General features: G+C 69.2%; 19 protein-coding genes. 14 read left to right on the plus strand and 5 right to left on the minus strand.

Annotation, left to right across the window (positions count from 1 at the left end; genetic code table 11):
• Positions 1 to 47 precede the first annotated feature (47 nt).
• From ACM9NP_RS08250 to ACM9NP_RS08280, 7 genes are all read left to right on the plus strand, one after another.
• Positions 48 to 968: a Rossmann-like and DUF2520 domain-containing protein gene (locus ACM9NP_RS08250; RefSeq protein ID WP_415646029.1), complete on the plus strand. Its 921-nt coding sequence runs from the start codon at positions 48 to 50 to the stop codon at positions 966 to 968.
• Entirely contained in the window at positions 965 to 1,801 is an 837-nt protein-coding gene (panC, locus tag ACM9NP_RS08255; RefSeq protein ID WP_415646030.1) for a pantoate--beta-alanine ligase, read from the plus strand. The genes ACM9NP_RS08250 and panC overlap by 4 nt, the downstream gene beginning before the upstream one ends.
• Positions 1,794 to 2,255, plus strand: a complete 462-nt coding sequence (gene panD / locus ACM9NP_RS08260) for an aspartate 1-decarboxylase (RefSeq protein ID WP_415646031.1) — start codon at positions 1,794 to 1,796, stop codon at positions 2,253 to 2,255. Before panC ends, panD begins: the two co-directional genes overlap by 8 nt.
• 11 nt (positions 2,256 to 2,266) lie before the next feature.
• Positions 2,267 to 3,721, plus strand: coding sequence for a S10 family peptidase (locus ACM9NP_RS08265; RefSeq protein ID WP_415646032.1), 1,455 nt, complete (start codon positions 2,267 to 2,269; stop codon positions 3,719 to 3,721).
• A complete protein-coding gene (locus tag ACM9NP_RS08270; RefSeq protein WP_415646033.1) occupies positions 3,718 to 5,388 on the plus strand; it encodes an L-aspartate oxidase in 1,671 nt (556 codons plus the stop codon). The genes ACM9NP_RS08265 and ACM9NP_RS08270 overlap by 4 nt, the downstream gene beginning before the upstream one ends.
• A 183-nt stretch (positions 5,389 to 5,571) precedes the next feature.
• Positions 5,572 to 6,444 (plus strand): carboxylating nicotinate-nucleotide diphosphorylase, encoded by an 873-nt coding sequence (gene nadC / locus ACM9NP_RS08275; protein ID WP_415646058.1) that lies wholly within the window; start codon positions 5,572 to 5,574, stop codon positions 6,442 to 6,444.
• Between the two features lie 131 nt (positions 6,445 to 6,575).
• Positions 6,576 to 7,343 carry a type III pantothenate kinase gene (locus ACM9NP_RS08280; protein ID WP_415646034.1) on the plus strand — a complete coding sequence of 256 codons (768 nt, stop codon included), beginning with the start codon at positions 6,576 to 6,578 and terminating at the stop codon, positions 7,341 to 7,343.
• Positions 7,344 to 7,372: 29 nt separating this feature from the next.
• Here the strand turns inward: ACM9NP_RS08280 and ACM9NP_RS08285 are convergent, their stop codons facing one another.
• Complete coding sequence (locus ACM9NP_RS08285) at positions 7,373 to 7,627, minus strand: DUF2530 domain-containing protein (RefSeq protein ID WP_415646035.1); 255 nt, start codon at positions 7,625 to 7,627, stop codon at positions 7,373 to 7,375.
• Positions 7,628 to 7,856: 229 nt separating this feature from the next.
• Between ACM9NP_RS08285 and sepH the strand changes: the two genes are divergently transcribed.
• Positions 7,857 to 8,879, plus strand: a complete 1,023-nt coding sequence (gene sepH / locus ACM9NP_RS08290) for a septation protein SepH (RefSeq protein WP_415646036.1) — start codon at positions 7,857 to 7,859, stop codon at positions 8,877 to 8,879.
• Positions 8,880 to 9,000: 121 nt separating this feature from the next.
• Positions 9,001 to 9,708 carry a class I SAM-dependent methyltransferase gene (locus ACM9NP_RS08295; protein ID WP_415646037.1) on the plus strand — a complete coding sequence of 236 codons (708 nt, stop codon included), beginning with the start codon at positions 9,001 to 9,003 and terminating at the stop codon, positions 9,706 to 9,708.
• 217 nt (positions 9,709 to 9,925) lie between these two features.
• Here the strand turns inward: ACM9NP_RS08295 and ACM9NP_RS08300 are convergent, their stop codons facing one another.
• The gene (locus ACM9NP_RS08300; protein ID WP_415646038.1) at positions 9,926 to 11,218 is read right to left on the minus strand and encodes an MFS transporter; all 1,293 of its coding nucleotides are present in this window, start codon (positions 11,216 to 11,218) and stop codon (positions 9,926 to 9,928) included.
• 196 nt (positions 11,219 to 11,414) lie between these two features.
• On the opposite strand from ACM9NP_RS08300, the gene ACM9NP_RS08305 reads away from it, so the two are divergent.
• The 3 genes from ACM9NP_RS08305 to thpR all read left to right on the plus strand — a co-directional run bounded on the left by ACM9NP_RS08305 (position 11,415) and on the right by thpR (position 13,317).
• Positions 11,415 to 12,164 (plus strand): maleylpyruvate isomerase family mycothiol-dependent enzyme, encoded by a 750-nt coding sequence (locus ACM9NP_RS08305; protein ID WP_415646039.1) that lies wholly within the window; start codon positions 11,415 to 11,417, stop codon positions 12,162 to 12,164.
• Between the two features lie 143 nt (positions 12,165 to 12,307).
• Entirely contained in the window at positions 12,308 to 12,736 is a 429-nt protein-coding gene (locus ACM9NP_RS08310) for a hypothetical protein (protein WP_415646040.1), read from the plus strand.
• Entirely contained in the window at positions 12,733 to 13,317 is a 585-nt protein-coding gene (gene thpR, locus ACM9NP_RS08315) for an RNA 2',3'-cyclic phosphodiesterase (protein WP_415646041.1), read from the plus strand. The genes ACM9NP_RS08310 and thpR overlap by 4 nt, the downstream gene beginning before the upstream one ends.
• 13 nt (positions 13,318 to 13,330) lie before the next feature.
• Here thpR and serC read toward each other — a convergent pair whose 3' ends face one another.
• The 3 genes from serC to ACM9NP_RS08330 all read right to left on the minus strand — a co-directional run bounded on the left by serC (position 13,331) and on the right by ACM9NP_RS08330 (position 16,710).
• Entirely contained in the window at positions 13,331 to 14,437 is a 1,107-nt protein-coding gene (gene serC / locus ACM9NP_RS08320; RefSeq protein WP_415646042.1) for a phosphoserine transaminase, read from the minus strand.
• A 181-nt stretch (positions 14,438 to 14,618) separates the two neighbouring features.
• Positions 14,619 to 15,407, minus strand: a complete 789-nt coding sequence (locus ACM9NP_RS08325) for a hypothetical protein (protein WP_415646043.1) — start codon at positions 15,405 to 15,407, stop codon at positions 14,619 to 14,621.
• A gap of 202 nt (positions 15,408 to 15,609) precedes the next feature.
• Positions 15,610 to 16,710, minus strand: a complete 1,101-nt coding sequence (locus tag ACM9NP_RS08330) for a citrate synthase 2 (RefSeq protein ID WP_415646044.1) — start codon at positions 16,708 to 16,710, stop codon at positions 15,610 to 15,612.
• 274 nt (positions 16,711 to 16,984) lie between these two features.
• Here ACM9NP_RS08330 and pdxH point away from each other — a divergent pair, with 274 nt between their 5' ends.
• Together pdxH and ACM9NP_RS08340 are read left to right on the plus strand one after the other, a co-directional pair.
• Positions 16,985 to 17,644 carry a pyridoxamine 5'-phosphate oxidase gene (gene pdxH / locus ACM9NP_RS08335; RefSeq protein WP_415646045.1) on the plus strand — a complete coding sequence of 220 codons (660 nt, stop codon included), beginning with the start codon at positions 16,985 to 16,987 and terminating at the stop codon, positions 17,642 to 17,644.
• 273 nt (positions 17,645 to 17,917) lie between these two features.
• Entirely contained in the window at positions 17,918 to 18,817 is a 900-nt protein-coding gene (locus ACM9NP_RS08340) for an aldose 1-epimerase family protein (protein WP_415646046.1), read from the plus strand.
• Positions 18,818 to 18,820: the final 3 nt, after the last annotated feature.

Here is an 18,820-nt window from a genome sequence, read left to right on the forward strand (position 1 = left end):
CGTTTTGAGTAGACCGGTACCCACCTGCGAGGACTGGATCCACGACCATGGCAATGACGCCCGACCACCGCCCGACCCGCGACGCGTCCCGACTCGACGTCGGCGTGATTTCCGCCGGCCGTGTCGGTTCCGTCCTGGGCGCGGCCCTCTCCACGGCCGGCCATCGCGTCATCGCGACCACCGCCGTCTCCCGCGCGTCCCGCGACCGGGCGGCCCGCTTCATCCCCGACGCCGCGATCCTCCCCGCCGACGAAGTGGCCCACGCCGCGTCGCTCCTCCTCCTCGCCGTCCCAGACGACGAGATCGCCGACCTGGTCCGCGGCCTCGCGAGCGGCGGCCACCTGCGAGCCGGCCAACTCATCGCGCACGTCAGCGGCGGCCACGGCGCGGACGTCCTCGCCCCCGCGGCCGAACTCGGCGCAGCGACGATGGCGATCCACCCGGCGATGACGTTCACGGGCCGACCCGAAGACGTCGACCGACTCTCCGGCGTCACCTTTGCCGTCACCGCCGCCGAGGAGTTCCGCCCCATCGCGGCCGCCCTCGTCATCGAGATGGGCGGCGAACCCGAGTTCGTCGACGAGGCGAAACGCCCGCTGTACCACGCGGCCCTGTGCCACGGAGCCAATCACCTCAACACGCTCATCGGAGACGCGATCGACCAGCTCGCCGCCGCGGGCGTCGAAAACCCGCAGCGCATGATCGCGCCCCTGCTGTCGGCGGCCCTCGACAACGCCCTCCGGCTCGGCGACGCCGCCCTCACCGGCCCCGTCGCCCGAGGCGACGCGGGCACCGTCTCCGCCCATCTGCGCGCGCTCCGCGACGACGCCCCCGACACCGTCGCCCCCTACATCGCGATGGCGCGGCGCACCGCCGACCGCGCCATCGACTCCGGTCGGCTGCCCGCCGACACCGCCGAGCCGCTGCTCGGCGCGCTCGCCCACCGCGTTCGAGGAGGCAACCGATGAACACGCCACCGCAGGTCGTCACCACGATCGCGGACCTCGCCACCGCCCGGGCCCGGCTCGCCGGAACCGTCGGCTTCGTCCCCACCATGGGATCGCTCCATGATGGACATACGCACAACATGCGAGCCGCGCTCGACCGCGCCGACCACCTCGTCGTGTCGGTCTTCGTCAACCCGCTCCAGTTCGGGCCGAACGAGGACTTCGAGACGTACCCGCGCGACCTCGACGCGGACGTAGCCCTGTGCGCCGAGGCGGGCGCCGCGATCGTGTTCGCGCCGTCCGTCGACGAGATGTACCCGGCCCCACAACAGATCCACGTCGACCCGGGACCGCTCGGCGACATCCTCGAAGGCGCGTCCCGGCCCGGCTTCTTCACCGGCGTCCTCACCGTCGTGGCGAAACTGTTCGGCCTCGTCAAGCCCGACTTCGCCTGCTTCGGTGAGAAGGACTACCAGCAGCTGGCGCTCGTTCGGCGGCTCGTCGACGAACTGAACCTCGACGTCGAGATCATCGGCGTGCCGACCGTCCGCGACGACAACGGCCTCGCCCGGTCCAGCCGCAACGTCTACCTGACCGAGGCCGGCCGCTACGACGACGCCCTCGCGATACCGCGCGCCATCGACGCCGCACAGCGCTCCGCCGACCCGTTGGGCGCGGCCCGAGCGGTCCTCGACGCGACCGACGGCCTCCGCCTCGACTACCTCACCGTGCGCGCCCTGGACCTCGGTGACGCGCCCACGTCCGGCCCGGCGCGGCTGCTCATCGCCGCCGTCGTCGGGACCACCCGTCTGATCGACAACGCCCCCGTCCATGTGGGAGAGAACGATGTTTAGGACCATGCTCAAGTCCAAGATCCACCGCGCCACCGTGACACAGGCCGACCTGCACTACGTCGGCTCCGTCACCGTCGACCAGGACTTGATGGACGCCGCCGACCTGCTGCCCGGCGAACAGGTCGCCATCGTCGACATCACCAACGGCGCCCGGCTCGAGACCTACGTCATCGCCGGGGAACGCGGCAGCGGCGTCATCGGCATCAACGGTGCCGCAGCGCACCTCATCCACCCGAACGACCTCGTGATCCTCATCTCCTATGCGGCGATGGACGATCGAGAGGCCCGCGAGTTCGCGCCGCGAATCGTGCACGTCGACGCCGACAACACCATCATCGAGCTGGGCGAGGACCCGTCCGGCGCCGTCGACGGCATGGCGGGCGATCCGGTGCCGTCACCGCTGGCCGTGCCCGCCGCCGTCACGGCGGTAGCGGGCGGCGTGTCGGTGGCATAGGGTCGGCGGTTATGACCGACCAGCCTGCCGCGACCTCCTCTGACGCGAAGTCGTCCGAACCGGTCGACGCCCTCGTCGAGACGTACCACACCGTCGGCGACCTGCGCTACACCGCGACCTCCGGACGAATCGTCCTGCGCCAGGAGGTGTTCACCGACGACACCTCCGACGGCCACAAGCCCAAGGCCGAACTCTCCATAACGTCCTATGTGCTCGAAGGGACGGAGCACGCCCGGCGTCCCGTCACCTTCGCGTTCAACGGCGGCCCCGGGTCGTCGAGCGTCTGGCTGCACCTGGGCGTGCTCGGACCTCGCCGCGTCGTCTCCGGTGACGTCGGCGCGATGGCCGCCCCGCCGTACGGTCTCGTCGACAACGAGGAGACCCTGCTGCGGCACAGCGACCTCGTCTTCATCGACCCGGTCTCGACCGGCTACTCGCGTGCCGTCGACGGCGAGAAGGCGAAGCCGTTCCACGGGTTCACCGGCGACGTCGAATCCGTCGCCGAAGTCATTCGACTGTGGACGACCCGGAACAATCGCTGGATGTCGCCGAAGTTCCTCGCCGGCGAGTCCTACGGGACGACCCGCGCGGCGGCCCTCGCCGACTACCTCCAGACGCGGTACAGCATGTACCTCAACGGCGTCATGCTGATCTCGCCGGTCCTCGACTTCGCGACCATCGACTTCACCCCGACGAACGACCTGCCGTACAGCCTGTTCCTGCCGACGTACGCGGCGATTGCGCACTACCACGGCCTGCACGGTGACCGTCCACTTCGGGACGTCCTGGACGAGGCGGAGGAGTTCGCGGCCGACCGGTACCCGTGGGCGCTGGCGCGCGGCAATCGACTGTCCACGCAGGAGCGCGCGGAGATCGTCGCGAAGGTCGCGGCGTTGACGGGCGTGTCGGAGGAGTACGTCGACTCGGTCGACATGCGACTGGAGCACATCCGGTACTACACGCAGTTGCTGCGGCATCAGGGCCTGGTGGTGGGCCGCCTCGACGGCCGGTTCACCGGTCACGACGTCGACTACGGCCGCGAGCGCTTCTCGTCGGATCCGTTCCTCAACGCGATCCTCGGCCCGTACGCGGCCGCGCTCAACCACTATGTCCGTGCGGAGCTGGGTTACTCGAGCGACCTGCCGTACGAGGTGTTGTCCCGGTCGGTGCACCCGTGGTCCTATTCGGAGTTCGAGAACACCTTCGTGCTGGTCTCGGACAAGCTCGCGGCGGCGATGCGGGCGAATCCGCACCTGCGCGTTCATGTCGCGTGCGGTTACTACGACGGCGGCACGCCGCACTTCGCGGCGGAGCACACGATGGCGCAACTGCGGGTTCCGGCGTCGTTGGCGTCCAACATCGAGTTCAAGTACTACGAGTCGGGTCACATGATGTACCTGCACGAGCCGTCGCGGTTGGCGCAGTCCGCGGACCTGGCGGCGTTCATTCGGGCCAGCGTGTCATGACGCCGCCCGCCGCGCGGCAGGCCGCTCCGGTGACCTTGCCGCGTCTGTCCCGTCGGCTGGCGGCGGCCGACCCGAGTTGGACGGAGACGACGGACGTCTGTGTCATCGGGTCCGGTGTCGCGGGGTTGACGACGGCTCTGTACCTGCGGGAGGCGGGCCTGCACGTCACCGTCGTGACGAAGGTCAACATCGACGATGGTTCGACCCGGTGGGCGCAGGGTGGGATCGCGGCGGTGCTCGATCCGCTCGACACGCCCGCCGCGCACGCGCGGGACACGATGATCGCGGGTGTCGGGCTGTGCGACGAGCGGGCCGTCGACGTCATGGTGACCGAGGGCCCCGAGCGCGTCCGGGAGTTGATCCACACGGGCGCGGCCTTCGACCGGCACGCGGACGGGAGCCTGATGTTGACCCGCGAGGGCGGGCATCGGGCGAACCGGATCGTGCACGCGGGTGGCGACGCGACGGGCGCCGAGGTGCAACGGGCGTTGCACGAGGCGGTGCGTCGGGACCCGTGGATTCGCATGATCGAGCACGCTTTGGTGCTGGATCTGTTGCGGGACAGGACGGGTCGGGTTTGTGGCGTGAGTCTGCACGTGCTCGGCGAGGGTCGTGAGGACGGTGTCGGCGGTGTCGAGGCGCGGGCCGTCGTGCTCGCGACCGGCGGCATGGGCCAGATCTTCGCGTCCACGACTAACCCCTCAGTATCCACAGGGGATGGAGTGGCGGCGGCGTTGCGGGCGGGCGCGATCGTCACCGACGTCGAGTTCGTGCAGTTCCACCCGACGGCCCTGTACCTGCCGGGCGAACGCGATCGGCAGCCCCTGATCTCCGAGGCCCTGCGGGGCGAGGGTGCCTACCTTGTGGACGGTGTCGGCCGTCGGTTCATGACCGACGTGCACGAGCTCGCCGAGCTGGCGCCGCGCGACATCGTGGCGAAGGCCGCGACGACGGTGATGCGCCGTGAGGACACCGACTGCGTGTGGCTCGACGCGCGACACCTCGGCGAGGCCACGCTGCTGTCGCGGTTCCCGACGATCGTGGCGTCCTGCCGCGACGCGGGGATCGACCCGGTGACGGCCCTGATCCCGGTCGCCCCGGCGGCGCACTACGCGTCCGGCGGCGTCCGAACCGACCTCAACGGTCAGACATCGTTGCCGGGCTTGTACGCCTGCGGCGAGGTCGCCTGCACCGGCGTCCACGGAGCGAATCGGCTCGCGTCGAACTCGCTGCTGGAAGGTCTCGTGTTCGCTCGGCGCATCGCCGCGGAGATCACGGCGGACCTGCCGAAACAGGCCGAGCCGGTCGTCGTCGGCGGCGGAGACGATCACAGTCTCGCCGTCTCGACGACCGGAAGCGAGCGACTGCGCCGCTCGATGAGCCGCGGCGCGGGCGTCCTGCGCGGCGCGGACTCCCTCGCCGAGACCGCCGCGACGTTGACGGAGCTCGGTTCCTCGCTCAGTGAGCGTCCACGAGTCGCGAGCTGGGAGGCGACGAACCTCCTGACGATCGCCGCGACCCTCACCGGCGCGGCGGCCCTGCGCACCGAGACGCGCGGCTGCCACTGGCGCGAGGACCACCCCGACGCCGACGACGCGTGGCGCGGGCACCTGCTCGCGTCCATCGACGACGACGGGACACTGCGCCACACGTGGGAAGCCCTGTGACGGCGCCGATCGGACGAGACGTCGCCGACGCGGCGACCGTCCTGTCGCGCCCGCCGCCGCGCGGGACCGACCCACGAGTGACGCGCGGGGCCGAACACCCACCGCGCCGACACGCGTCGGCCGGAGTCGTGTTCCCGTCGAGCGTCCACCCATACTCACGCTTCTAAGGAGACGATCGTGTCCGTGAATCGCGCAGTCGTGCTCGCGCCCGACCCGGCCGCCATCGACCGGATCATCGCCGCCGCCCTCGACGAGGACCTCGGCGTCGACCGTCGGGACGTCACCAGCCAGGCGATCTTCGACGCGATGACGACGGCGACCGCCGACATCGTCGCCCGCGAGGACGGTGTCGTCGCGGGACTTCCGGTCGCTCGGTCCGTCCTCGCGGCGATCCACCCGGACGAGCCCGCCTGGTCGTTCGAGGCGCTCGTCGAGGACGGCGCCACCGTCCGCGCGGGCGACCGCCTCGCCACGATCGGCGGCGGAGTCCGTTTCCTGCTCATGGCGGAACGCACGATGCTCAACCTGCTGTCGCGTGCCAGCGGCGTCGCCACGCACACGCGCCGCTTCGTCGACGTGCTGGCCGGTACGAAGACGACGATCCTCGACACCCGCAAGACGATGCCGGGGCTGCGCGCCCTCGACAAGTACGCCGTGCGTGCCGCCGGCGGCGAGAACAAGCGCATGGGCCTGTACGACGTGGCGATGATCAAGGACAACCACAAGTACGCCGCCGGTTCGGTGAGCGCCGCCTACCGGGCTGTCCGGGCCGCCTTCCCGGACGTGACGATCCAGGTCGAGGCGGACACCCCCGCCGAGGCGATCGAAGCGGTCGAGGCGGGGGCGGACTTCCTGCTCCTGGACAACATGCCGCCGCCGGTGCTGCGCGAGGTCGTCGCGGCCGTGGGCGGCCGGGCCGAGCTGGAGGCGACCGGCAACATCACCCTGGAGACGGCCCGCGCCGTCGCCGAGACCGGTGTCGACTTCATCTCGGCGGGAGCCCTGACCCACTCCTCGCCGATCCTCGACATCGCGCTCGACATCCGCGTGCCGTGACCGGCGGCCGAGATACACAGTAGATTCCGCTTGGTCGGGCGAGGACTGAACGCGGCGGGCCGATCGCCCCTCGGAATGACAGAGACGACAGAGGGGCCAACCCCTCGGTAGCGAGAGAAAGGCAGACAACGATGCTGCTGTGCGTCGACATCGGCAACACCAACACCGTGTTGGCCACCTTCGACGGTGAGACGCTCGTCCACAGTTGGCGGATCAAGACCGACTCGCGAGCGACCGCCGACGAGATGGCGCTGAAGTTCAAGGGCCTCCTCGCGGCGGACAACGTCCAGCTGACCGGCATCAGTGTCGCCTCGACCGTGCCCCAGGCGCTGCGGGAACTGCGCACGATGCTGTCGCGCTACTACGCGAAGCTGCCGACGGTCCTCGTCGCGCCGGGCATCCGCACCGGTGTCCAGCTCGCGATCGACAACCCCCGCGAGGTCGGCGCGGACCGCATCGTCAACACGCACGCCGCGTACCAGATGTACGGCGGACCCACCATCATCGTCGACTTCGGAACATCGACGAACGTTGACGTCATCTCGGAGAAGGGCGAGTTCCTCGGGGGCGCGTTCGCGCCGGGCATCGAGATATCGATCGACGCCCTCGCGTCCCGGGCCGCGCAGTTGCAGAAGGTCGAACCGGTCAAACCGCGCAACGTCATCGGCAAGAACACCGTCGAGTGTCTCCAGTCGGGCATAATCTACGGGTTCGCGGGCCAGATCGACGGGCTCGTCAGTCGGATCATCACCGAGCTCGGCGGGGAGGTCGCGGCCGTCATCGCGACGGGCGGTCTCGCGCCGGTGATCATCGGAGAGGCGGCGACGATCACGCATCACGAGCCGATGTTGACCCTGGAGGGGTTGCGGATGATCTTCGATCGGAACCGGCCCGCCTGAGCGCGGGTCGCCCGATCGGATGAAACCGGTCAGTCCTGGTGGGCGTCGGGGTCACGGCGGCGTTTGCGGTCGTGCAGGATCATCACCGTCGTGCCCGGAACGCCGAGGGCGGCGCCGTAGATCGCGCAGTCGAACCACCACGATCGACCCGTCGCGTCCAAAGTGTCCATATTGATCCACATGATCACGGCGGCTATCGCCCACAGCAGCGTGCCGCCGATCGCGAGCGGCGTCATGGGAAGGTCGATCGGCCGGGGGGACGGCCGGTCCGGTATCAATGGCACCCCGCAAATCTACCTCTTCGGGGCGAGGCATCGATCCGTCAACCGGTCACAACCTGGCGGTGGGCGGGTGGTTGATGTGGAACGAACCCGCACGAATGTGGCAAGTGCATGTACCGTGGAGCAGAGTGTCGAGTGGTTTCACCGCGACCGGTTCGCCTTGTGGGGCTGGTGGGAGCGTCAGCGGCCGTTCGTCGCGAAGTACAGCCGAGCACGTAAAGGGGTGCGTGGAATGCGACCGGTACGCTTCGTCGCCCTGTCCGAGGACGGCCAGGCCCTCGTCCTGGCCGATGAGTTGGGGCGCCTTCTCGGCCTTCCGTTGGACGAACGTGTCAATTCGGCGGTGCGCGGCGAGAACGCCGCCAAGGAATCCACCTCTCCGGCGGAACCACGCCAGCCGAGCGTGAGCCTGTCCCCGCGTGACATCCAGACCCGGATCCGTTCGGGTGAGTCCGCGGAGGACATCGCTCGCGGCGCGGGTGTCCAGGTCGACAAGGTGCTGCGGTACGCCGGCCCCGTGTTGCAGGAGCGGGCGATGCTCGCCCAGGCGGCACGGCGGGCCCGGTTGGCGACCTCCGACAGGGGCGCCCGCATGTCCGAGGTCGTCGACATGAAGCTTGCCCAGCACGGTGTCGACGCGGCCTCGGTCTCGTGGGACGCGTGGCGCCGAGACGACGGCACGTGGCGGGTCACCGCGACGTGGACGAGCGGTAAATCGACGGCGCAGGCCGTGTGGGAACTGGACCGTTCCCGTCAGTCGGTGACGCCGCACGACGAGATGTCGCAGTTCCTGTCGACACCGGCGCCGACGACGTTGAAGAACGACACCGAGTCGAACGCCCGGTCGTCGAGCCCGCAGGCCCGGCCGTCGCGTGACCCGTTGTACGGCGTCAACCGGACGCCCGACCGGCGGCCCGCGAAACCGGAGCCGTCGACGGAGTCGCGCCCCGATCCGCTTCGGCGGGACGCGTTGCGCGCCGCCCTGGAACGCCCGCTCGGCGAGCCGACCCGCAACCGGACCGCTCACGGCCTCGGTCTTCCGGGTTCGGAACCGTCCGAGCCCGTGAAGGACACCCCGAGCGTGCCGTCGCTGGCGGTCCTGCGACCCCGTCGCAACGACGCGGTCTCCGACGGCGAGCCCGATGAGGGCAAGATCCCCGTCGCCGCGACCGCGACGAAACCACGCAACCGGCTTCCCGCGTGGGAGGACGTCCTCTTCGGAACGGACACGACGCCCCGGTCCACGAGCACCTGACGATCGACGTACCTCCGCGCCGCGATCCCTTGCGATCGCGGCGCGATGTCGTGTGTGGAGGCGCGGCGACACGCGGGTCGAAGTGCCCGGTGCGAGTCGGTCTGTCCCTAGGCTGATCCCCATGTATGGACCGGATACCGCGCGGGTTTACGACGACTTCTATCACTCGCTCGGCAAGGACTACGTGGCCGAGGCCCAGGTGATCGCGGACGTCGTCGCCCGGTTGAATCCGAGCGCGACGAGTCTCCTCGATGTCGCGTGCGGCACCGGGGAGCACCTGCGTCACCTGGTGGGGCGGTTCGACGTGGCCGGGGTGGAGTTGTCGAAGCCGATGGTCGAGGTCGCCCGCCGCAAACTACCCGATGTGGAGTTTCACGTGGGTGACATGCGATCGTTCGATCTCGGCCGGACCTTCGACGTCGTCACCTGCATGTTCTCGGCGATCGGTTACTCCGGTTCGGTCGCCGGCCTCGGGCAGACCGTCGCGAGTATGGCGGCGCACCTGCGCCCCGGCGGGGTCGTGATCGTCGAGTCGTCGTTCTGGCCGAAGGGCTGGATCGAGGGCCACCTGGCGCACCACGTGTTCGTCAGCGACGACAAGACGATCCTGCGTCTGTCGCATTCGAGTCGGGCCGAGCGCATCGCGATCCTCGACATGCAGCACCTCATCGGCGACGCGGCGGGGATCAAGCACTTCCGGGAACGCCACGAGCTGTACATGTTCGATGTGGACGAGTACGAGTCGGCGTTCGAGAACGCGGGCCTGTCGGTGCGTCTGGAACCGGACCTGTTGCGTGGCCTGTACGTCGGCGTGGCGACGGACGGGTGAGGGTCGTCGGGGAGTTCCGCCGGAGTGCCCGGGGGTTCCCGAAGACGTCACGGGACGCTGAACCGGCTGGCCCGTCGCCGACGTCCCGAGGCGGCGCGTCACTCGACGTCGAGGGCCCTGCGTTCCGTCGTGTGAACGGTGTTCCCGAAGCCGACGGCGGTGGTCGGGAGCACCGTCGTCGTGTTACGCGAACGGACGCGGCATCCCCACCCGCGGCCTAGGCGGCCTGTTCCACGGGGGTGCGGACCGGCTCGATCAGCCGGACGGCGGGGCGGGGCCGCATGTTGACCTCGATGCGAACCTCGCGTGCCCGGCAACGGACGACGAACGCCACGATCGAGGCGACGAGCACCCCGAGTCCGCCGATCCACAGGCCGGAGCGCGGGCCGACGACTTCGCCGAGCCAGCCGATCAGCGGCGCGAAGATGGGCGTCGAACCGAGGAAGACGAGGACGTACAGCGCCATGACGCGGCCCCGGAACTGGGGGCTGACACCGAGCTGGACGCGTTGGTTCGCGGCCTGGGCGGTGAAGACCATGAAGAAACCGGTCGGGACGAGCAGCAGTGCGGCGACCCAGAACGTCGGGGAGAACGCCACGATCGTCTCGAGCACTCCGAACGCCGCCGCGGCGCCGATGACGACGTGGACGTTCGGCCGTTCGCGTCGTTTCGTGCTGGCGAGGGCGCCGGCGAGCGCGCCGGCGGCGAGCATCGTCGTCAGGAGGCCGAAGGTCTCGGGGCCGGTCTCGAAGACCGTCTTCGCGAGAAGGCCCAGTGTGATCGGGAAGTTGAAGCCGAGACCGCCGACGACGAACATGAGGACCAGCGGCAGGATCAGGTCGGGGCGGCGGGCCGTGTAGCGCAGGCCTTCGGAGATCCGGGTGTCGCGGGGTCGGCTCGTGGAGCGGTACAGCATGGCCGACGTCATCATGAGCAGCCCGATCAGTGGCGCGATGTACGCGACGGAGTTGATCGCGATGACCCAGCCGACTCCGAAGAGGGCGACGAGTCCGCCGGCGATCGCGGGGCCGACGATGCGGGAGCCGTTGAACGTCGCGGCGGAGAGCGCGAGGGCGTTCGGCAGGAGTTCGGGGCGGACGAGTTCCGAGACGAACGATTGTCGTACGGGCGTCTCGAGGGCGTTGACGATGCCGAGGAGCAGCGAGAACACGTAGATGTGCCACAGCTGGGCGTTTCCGGCGATGACGAGTACCGCGAGGGAGCCGGACAGCGCGATCCATGCGATGTTGGCCACGATCAGCAGCATCCGCTTGTCGTAACGGTCGGCGAGTTTGCCGCCGTACAGGGAGAGGAAGAGGACGGGCGCGAACTGGAAGGTCAGTACGAGGCCGAGGGCGGTGCCCGAGTCGCCGGAGATGACGAGGACGAACCAGTCGATCGCCATGATCTGCATCCATCGACCGACGAGGGATATCAACTGGCCGGTGGCGAACAGCCGGAAGTTGCGAACTTTGAGTGATTCGAAAGTGTCTGCCAGCGTTCGTCTCATGAGCTGCGGGTCGGCCTCCCGGGAAGTAAGGACCTAAAACGATTCTGACCCTAACCCTTTTAGTGGCATACCGCTATCGTTTGTATGGCGCGTCACGTCGAATAGTCGTGACCCGATCACCCGCGGGGGTGATGCCCACGGCATTCAGGGCCTTCAATGACCGGGTATGTCGCATCGGGCTGGCACACTTCTCCGCATGGAATTCTCTGGCCTGACCTCGCACCTCACCGTTCACGCGGCGAAGCTGGCGGAGGCCGCCGACGGCTCCCTCGACGTCGCGGTCCCCACGTGCCCCGGCTGGACCGTCGCCGATCTGGTGCACCACGTCGCGGCCGTATACGAGCACAAGATCCAGTGCATGGAGCTCGGTCAGAACCCGCCCCCTCGCACGGTCGAACCGACGACGCCCCCGTTGACGCGGATGCGGACCGCGCTCGGGAACCTGCTCGTCGAGTTCAACGGTCGACAGGCCCAGGACGAGACGTACACCTGGTACGGCCCGGATCAGACCGTCGGGTTCTGGATTCGCCGCATGGCTCACGAGACCGTGATCCACCGCGCCGACGCCGAGATAGCCGTCGGGGCGACGCCCACCCCCATCGACGACGAACTGGCCGTCGACGGCATCGACGAGATGTTGCGGATCTTCGTCGACTGGTCGAGCAAGCACTGGGCGGCCGAACTCGGCGAGGCTCTCGCGCAGGCCGGTCACGACACCTTCGTCGTACGCGCCGATGATCACGTCTGGACCGTCCAGGTCAGCGAGAAGACCGTCGACGTGACGGACGGCCCGGGCGGTGGCGACGAGACCGCCATGATCAGCGGCACGCCGAGCCAGGTGCTGTTGTGGTTGTGGCGTCGCAGCGACGCCGACGACATCGAGGTCACCGGTAACGAGGAGGCCGTCGCCCGCTTCCGGGGTCTCCTGGGCGCGTTCAGCGGCTGACCGGCGCCGTTTCCCGGGTCCGGGTCGGCGGACTCGATCATCCATCGCGAATGGACATTGGTGAGTACTCAATGGAGTGATTGCGACCGGTGTTGCGCTGAACACGCTTGCCGTCGGCCGTGGGTAGCCCTTAACCTCGGGTCGTGGAGTTCTTGCGGGCGCTAGCGGTCGTCATCGCCCTGGTGGCGTTGGCCAGCCTGCCCTGTCTCATCGCATGGATGGTCGTCAACGCCGACGAGGCCCACGACCGTGCCGAACAGACCGTCGCCCGGCTGCGCCCCGGCACCCCCGCGCACCGGCCCATCGAACAGACCGCCGCCGCGCTCCGCCGCATCGCCGACGAACTGGTCCGCACGCCGCCGGGTGCGGCCGAGCGTCGCGGCATCCTGATCGACGAGTACGACCTGGCGCTCCGCCGGGCGTGCGCGACCCTCGGCGTCGAGCAGTACCTGACCCAGCTCACCGGCACCGATCTCGATCTGGAGCGGATCCGCGTCGAGGGCGAACTCGAGGCCGCCGGCATGATCCTTCGTGGACCGAACGCGGGCCATGACACCTGGGGCCGCGCGTGAGCGCGACGAGCCGGTTGTTCGTGGCCCTGCTGCCGCCACAGGCGGTCCAGGACCATCTCGCGACCGCGATCACCGGCCTGCACCTCGACGCCGTCCCACGACGCCCCGAGGCGCCGTGGCACATCACGACGGCCTTCATCGGCGAGGTCGACGACGCCGCGATTCCCCTCGCGACCGCCGCCGTCGCCGCCGCGTGCGCCACCACGACCGCGTTCCGACTCTCCCTGGCGGGGGCCGGACGTTTCGGTCGCGGCCGATACAGCGTCGTCTGGGCGGGCGTCGACGGCGACGTCGCGGCGCTCGTCGGGCACGTCGCCGAACTGCGCGCACAGCTGGGCGCGCGCGGTCTTCCCTACGACCAACGGCAGTACCGTCCACATGTCACATTGGCGCGAACGGGCGATCGGCTCAGCCCCGGCCAGTCGGCCGCCGACCTGATGTCGCTGCGCGCGTACTCGGGTCCTTCATGGATGGTCTCGGGCTGTGTGCTGTACGCCGTCGACCCCGGCCCGACATATCGCGCCGTCTCACACCACGCGTTGACCGCCGAGGTTCGCGGGCCGGACACCGCGACCCGCTGACCCCGGCGTCACGTCACAGTCGATCGACGACGTAGTCGACGCAGGCCGTCAACGCCTGGATGTCGTTCGGGTCGATTGCCGGGTACATCGCGATGCGCAGCTGGTTGCGCCCGAGCTTGCGGTACGGTTCCGTGTCCACGACACCGTTGGCGCGCAACACCTTCGCGATGACGGCCGCGTCAACGTCGTCGACGAAGTCGATCGTGCCGACGACGTTGGAGCGGATCGCCTCGTCCGTGACGAACGGCGTCGCCACGGAGGACTTCTCGGCCCAGCCGTACAACCGCGACGCGCTGTCGGTGCAGCGGTCGACCGCCGCCGACAACCCGCCCGCCGCGTTCATCGCGTCGACCTGCTCGGCGGCCAGGAACACCGTCGCGAGCGAGGGCGTGTTGTACGTCTGGTTTTTGCGAGAGTTGTCGACCGCCGTCGACAGGTCGAGGAACGTCGGAATGTACCGCCCCGACGCCTTCACCCGCTCCACGCGCTCCAACGCGGCGGGCGACATGATCGCGATCCACAGGCCGCCGTCGGACGCGAGGCCCTTCTGCGGCGCGAAGTAGTAGACGTCGGTCTGTGTCAGGTCGACCGGGAGCCCACCGGCGGCGGACGTCGCGTCGTGCAACATCAGACCGTCCCCGACCCGCTCCACCGACACGGCGACACCCGTCGACGTCTCGTTGTGGACCGTGGCGTAGGCGTCGGTCCCGGTCGCGGCGTACAGGAGGGCCGCCTCACCCGGAGGCGCCTTCACGACGGTCGGTTCCGGAAGGAACGGAGCGGCGGCGACCGACGCCGCGAACTTCGAACCGAATTCGCCGAAGCTCGCCAACTGGGTCGACCCGTCGAGCAGGCCGAAGACGGCGCACTCCCAGAACGCCGTCGTGCCACCGTTGCCGAGGATCACCTCGTAGCCGTCGGGCAGCGAGAACAGGTCCGCCAGCCCCGCACGGAGCCGCCCCACCTGGTCTTTGACGGGGGCCTGTCGGTGCGAGGTGCCGAGAAACGACGCGCCCGCGGCCGTCAAGGCCGACACTGCGGCCGACGGCACCTTGCTCGGGCCGCAGCCGAAACGGCCGTCGGCGGGCAACAGTTCGGCGGGTATGCGGATATCAGCCACCGCGGACTCTCCTTTGGCGTGGATGTCGATGAAGGGGTCGCGGCGGCGCTGCCGACCGGACGATCTTCGCACGCCGTCGACGGCGAAAGCCGATGGCCCCGCATCACATGATGCGGGGCCATCGGGGGTGCCTGTGGTGACCGACACGCGTCCGGCGAACCGGGCGGCGTCGGTGGTGTGACTAGAAGGTGCCGCCACCGAGCAGTTCGGAGAGTTCCTTGACCTGGTCGGCCGGCGGGGCCGCGATCTCCATGGCCTTGCCGTAGTTGCTGAAGGAGACCTCCAGCGGCAGGTCCTTGCCTTCCATGGCCTTCGGGAGGGTCGTCGAGAACGACTCGAGCAGACCGTCGTCGTTCAGCTTGACCGTGACCTCGATCGGGGCGTCGGATTCGACGTCGCTGCCGAGGGTGTCGTCCATGGCGGCGGGGTCGACGGTGCCCGTGTAGGTGTTGTCGCCGGTCTCCTTGACGTCCTTCAAGGAGTCCATCATCTGCTGCGTCATCTTGGTCATGTCCATCTCGGCCATGTCCGCCATGTCCTCGCTCTCGGCGGTGGTGTGCAGCCACGAGTCGGTCATGCCCTCGACGGCCTCGAACGCCTCGCCCGTGAGCTTGATCCAGACGTCCTTGTCGATCGAGATCATCTCGAACGACATCTCGCCCATGCCGGCCATGCTCGGGTCGGTCGCGCCCGCGTCCATCGTCATGGTGCCCTGCATGGCGGTGTTCGCCATGTCGACGTCGAAGGTCCCGGACATCACGTCGCCCGCGGTCATCGTCATCGAGTAGGTCTTGCTCTGCAGGTTCTCGAAACCGGCGGCGACGGCGGCCTGCGGGTCGAGCGGCGTCGTGGTGTTGTCCTTGTCACCGTTGTCGCTGGTGGGGTCGTCGTTGCACGCGGCGGCGCCGAGCGTCAGACCTGCGGCGATCGCGACGGACGCGGCCAGCCGGCCGGCTTTGCGGAGATTCATGAGGGTGCCCTCCCGGGGATTCGTGGAACTCGTCGACGCGGCCAGGCATTGGACGCCGGGCAACGTTCCCGGTCGCGCCGTTCCGCGACACGACCTGGCTTGCGATCCTAGAAGGCAACGTCAACCGGATACCAGTCGATATCAATGAAACGGCACGATGTCGGTAGTGTTTCGGCTGTTCATGGACGCGGCGTGCCGTTGGTCACCGAACGACCGACGACCAGCCCTCGACCGTCTCCGGTTTGCGCGGCGGGGGACCGATGTAGGCGGCGGACGGGCGCACGATCCGTCCGAGCCGTTTCTGTTCGAGGATGTGCGCGCTCCACCCGGCGACTCGGGCACAGGTGAACATCGCCGTGAACATGTCGGCGGGGACCTCCGCGAAGTCGAGCACCACCGCCGACCAGAACTCGACGTTCGTCGATAGGACCCGATCGGGTTTCCGCTCGGCCAAGGCCGCCAGCGCCGCGCGTTCCAGCTCGATCGCGGCCTCGTACCGGGGCGCGTCGAGCTGCCGGGCGGTGCGCCGCAGGAGCCGCGCGCGCGGGTCCTCGGCGCGGTAGACGCGATGCCCGAAGCCCATGAGGCGCTCCCCACGGTCGAGGACGCCGCGCACGTACGCGTCGGCGTCGTCCGCCTGTTCGACCTCGTTGAGGGAGTGCAGGACGCGCGACGGCGCCCCGCCGTGGAGGGGACCGGACAGCGCGCCGATTCCGGCGGAGATGCACGCGGCGACGTCGGCGCCCGTCGACGCGACGACACGGGAGGTGAACGTCGAGGCGTTCATGCCGTGCTCGGCGGCGGAGATGAAGTAGGCGTCGACGGCCTGGACGTGTCGCGGATCCGGGTTACCGCGCCAGCGGCGCATGAATCGCTCCGCGATGGTGGACGACTTGTCGATCTCCTTCTGTGGGACGGCGGGCAGACCCACGCCCCGCGCCGATTGGGCCACATAGGACAACGCGGTGACGGACACGCGGGCGAGGTCGGCGCGGGCCTGCTCGTCGCTGATGTCGTGCAGCTGGCCGAGGCCCCAGTAGGGGGCGAGCATCGCGACGGCGCTCTGCACGTCGACGCGGATGTCTCCAGTGTGGACGGGGACGGGGAACGGCTCCGCAGGCGGCAGGCCGGGGCCGAACTTCCCGTCGACGAGAAGCCCCCAGACGTGCCCGTAGGTGACGCTGTCGATGAGGTCCTCGATGTCGACGCCGCGATACCGCAGCGCGTCGCCTGCGCGGTCGGGTTCGGCGATCTCGGTTTCGAAGGCGATCACGCCTTCGAGGCCCGGCGTGAAGTCAGACATCGTGGACTCTCCTGGTGATCGTCGCGTTGGCCGCCGCTGGTGCGCGTCGGTGTGACAAGTCGTGTCGACCATCTTGCCCGTACGCGAGGCGCGGCGCGGTGCCCGTTCGGTGTGAGACAGGCCGCAACCGCGCAGGAACGCGCGGGGAACGGTCATCGTCGTCGGACGTCGACCGTTCCCGTCATGATCTCCCGACCCGGCCGGGTCGGGGAGGCTTTGCGGGAGGGGCGCGGATCGGTGCGCGAAGGGGTGACCGCGATGGCAGGCTGTGGGGGTGAGTGGCAGTGACAGCGCGTTCGACCCGTGGCGGCTCCGCCGCGACTACGAGGGTCCCGCCTTTGAAGAGATGACGCTGGAACCGGATCCGATGGCGCAGTTCCGCCGGTGGTTCGACGAGTCGGTGCGCGGCGGCATCCCCGAGCCGAACGCGATGGTCCTCGCGACGGTCGACACGGACGGCGCCCCACACCAGCGCACCGTCCTGCTGAAGGGCTTCGAGGAGTCGGGCTTCGAGTTCTACACCAACTACGAATCCGCCAAGGGTCTCCAGCTGGCGCGCAACCCGCACGTGTCGTTGTTGTTCGGTTGGTACCGGCTGCACCGGCAGGTGATCGTCACCGGGACGGCCGAGAAGGTCGACCGCGCGCGCACCGAACGGTATTTCGCGCGCCGGCCGCGCGGGGCGCAACTCGCGGCGTGGGCGAGCCGTCAGTCTCGGCCGATCGGGTCACGAGATGATCTCGACGTCGCCTACGCCGACGCGGACCGTCGTTTCGCCGGTGGACAGGTGCCACCACCACCACATTGGGGCGGCTACCTGGTGACTCCGACCGCCGTCGAGTTCTGGCAGGGACGGGCGAACCGCCTGCATGATCGGCTTCGCTACGCCCGCAAGCAATCCGGTCAATGGGAACTGGAGCGACTCTCGCCGTGAGCGGTCTTTTGTGGATTGTCGGAGGGGGCAGGTCTGCTCTCCCCCACCGGACCTGCTTCGGGCTATCGTTAGGGCTGGTTCGGTTCTCTCGCGTGGCAGGTTCGGCGTTCGTCCACGGCACGATCGTGGTCGGCGGACCGGCGGGTAGTTCGACGGCGCGTCGACGGCGAGCCGTGGTCGTTTCGCGAGTGCGATGGATGATGTTCAAATGGCGTGTCGGCCGGCCCGGATGACGTTGGGCGGCGCGGCACCGAGCGTGCGGAGTATCGCGTAATGGCGTTGTCTGGGGAACAGTGGAGCATCGGTTACGGCGGCAGGGAAGCCGTGATCGTCGGAGTCGGCGGCGGCCTACGATCATTCACTGTGGATGGTCAATCGTACGTCGACGGGTACGCCGAGGACGAGATCGCGCCCGGCTGGGCCGGACACATCCTCGCGCCCTGGCCCGGTCGCCTGGCCGACGGTCGATACACATTCGACGGACGGACGTATCAACTGCCGTTGAACGAACCCGACACCCGCACCGCGATGCACGGCCTCGTCGGCTGGCTCCGCTGGCGCGCCGTCGAGGTCGAGTCGTCCTCGGTCAGCCTCGAATGCGAGCTCCCGGCGCAGCCCGGCTACCCGTTCCCCCTCGTCCTGCGGACCCGATGGTCGGTCGGGCCGTGGGGTCTGCGCGCCGCGCACTACGTCAGCAACGTCGGGGAGGCCCCGTGCCCGTTCGGGCTCGGCGTGCACCCGTACATCCGCCTCCCGCACGGCGACCTGCCCCGGTGGAGCCTGGCCATCGGAGCCAAGACCGCCCTGACCACCGACGAACGGCGGCTTCCGAAAGGCCACTCGGACGCCGACTTCACGGAGGCCCGCCCGATCGGCGACACCGTGCTCGACACGACCTTCACGGACTTTCAACGCGACGGCGCCGGTGTGGCCGCCGTCCGCCTCACCGACGGCGACGGCTGGGGCGTCGACGTCTGGATGGACGAATCCTTCGGTTGGGCACAGGTGTACACCGGCGATACCTTGGAGGTCGCCCGGCGTCGACGCTCGATCGCGATCGAACCGCTGAGCTGCCCGCCGAACGCGCTCAAGACGGGTGAGGGCCTCGTCAACCTGCCACCCGGCGGCCTATGGTCGGGGAACTGGGGCATCAAACCCCACCGCAGGAAGTGACGA

Source organism: Stackebrandtia soli, assembly GCF_965137155.1.
GTDB lineage: Bacteria > Actinomycetota > Actinomycetes > Mycobacteriales > Micromonosporaceae > Stackebrandtia > Stackebrandtia soli.

Bases quoted from the DNA above. Each gene is read 5' to 3' on its own strand.
- ACM9NP_RS08250 (WP_415646029.1), top strand. From the start codon at position 48: ATGGCAATGACGCCCGACCACCGCCCGACCCGCGACGCGTCCCGACTC.
- panC (WP_415646030.1), top strand. From the start codon at position 965: ATGAACACGCCACCGCAGGTCGTCACCACGATCGCGGACCTCGCCACC.
- panD (WP_415646031.1), top strand. From the start codon at position 1,794: ATGTTTAGGACCATGCTCAAGTCCAAGATCCACCGCGCCACCGTGACA.
- ACM9NP_RS08265 (WP_415646032.1), top strand. From the start codon at position 2,267: ATGACCGACCAGCCTGCCGCGACCTCCTCTGACGCGAAGTCGTCCGAA.
- ACM9NP_RS08270 (WP_415646033.1), top strand. From the start codon at position 3,718: ATGACGCCGCCCGCCGCGCGGCAGGCCGCTCCGGTGACCTTGCCGCGT.
- ACM9NP_RS08280 (WP_415646034.1), top strand. From the start codon at position 6,576: ATGCTGCTGTGCGTCGACATCGGCAACACCAACACCGTGTTGGCCACC.
- sepH (WP_415646036.1), top strand. From the start codon at position 7,857: ATGCGACCGGTACGCTTCGTCGCCCTGTCCGAGGACGGCCAGGCCCTC.
- ACM9NP_RS08295 (WP_415646037.1), top strand. From the start codon at position 9,001: ATGTATGGACCGGATACCGCGCGGGTTTACGACGACTTCTATCACTCG.
- ACM9NP_RS08300 (WP_415646038.1), bottom strand. From the start codon at position 11,218: ATGAGACGAACGCTGGCAGACACTTTCGAATCACTCAAAGTTCGCAAC.
- ACM9NP_RS08305 (WP_415646039.1), top strand. From the start codon at position 11,415: ATGGAATTCTCTGGCCTGACCTCGCACCTCACCGTTCACGCGGCGAAG.
- ACM9NP_RS08325 (WP_415646043.1), bottom strand. From the start codon at position 15,407: ATGAATCTCCGCAAAGCCGGCCGGCTGGCCGCGTCCGTCGCGATCGCC.
- ACM9NP_RS08330 (WP_415646044.1), bottom strand. From the start codon at position 16,710: ATGTCTGACTTCACGCCGGGCCTCGAAGGCGTGATCGCCTTCGAAACC.
- ACM9NP_RS08340 (WP_415646046.1), top strand. From the start codon at position 17,918: ATGGCGTTGTCTGGGGAACAGTGGAGCATCGGTTACGGCGGCAGGGAA.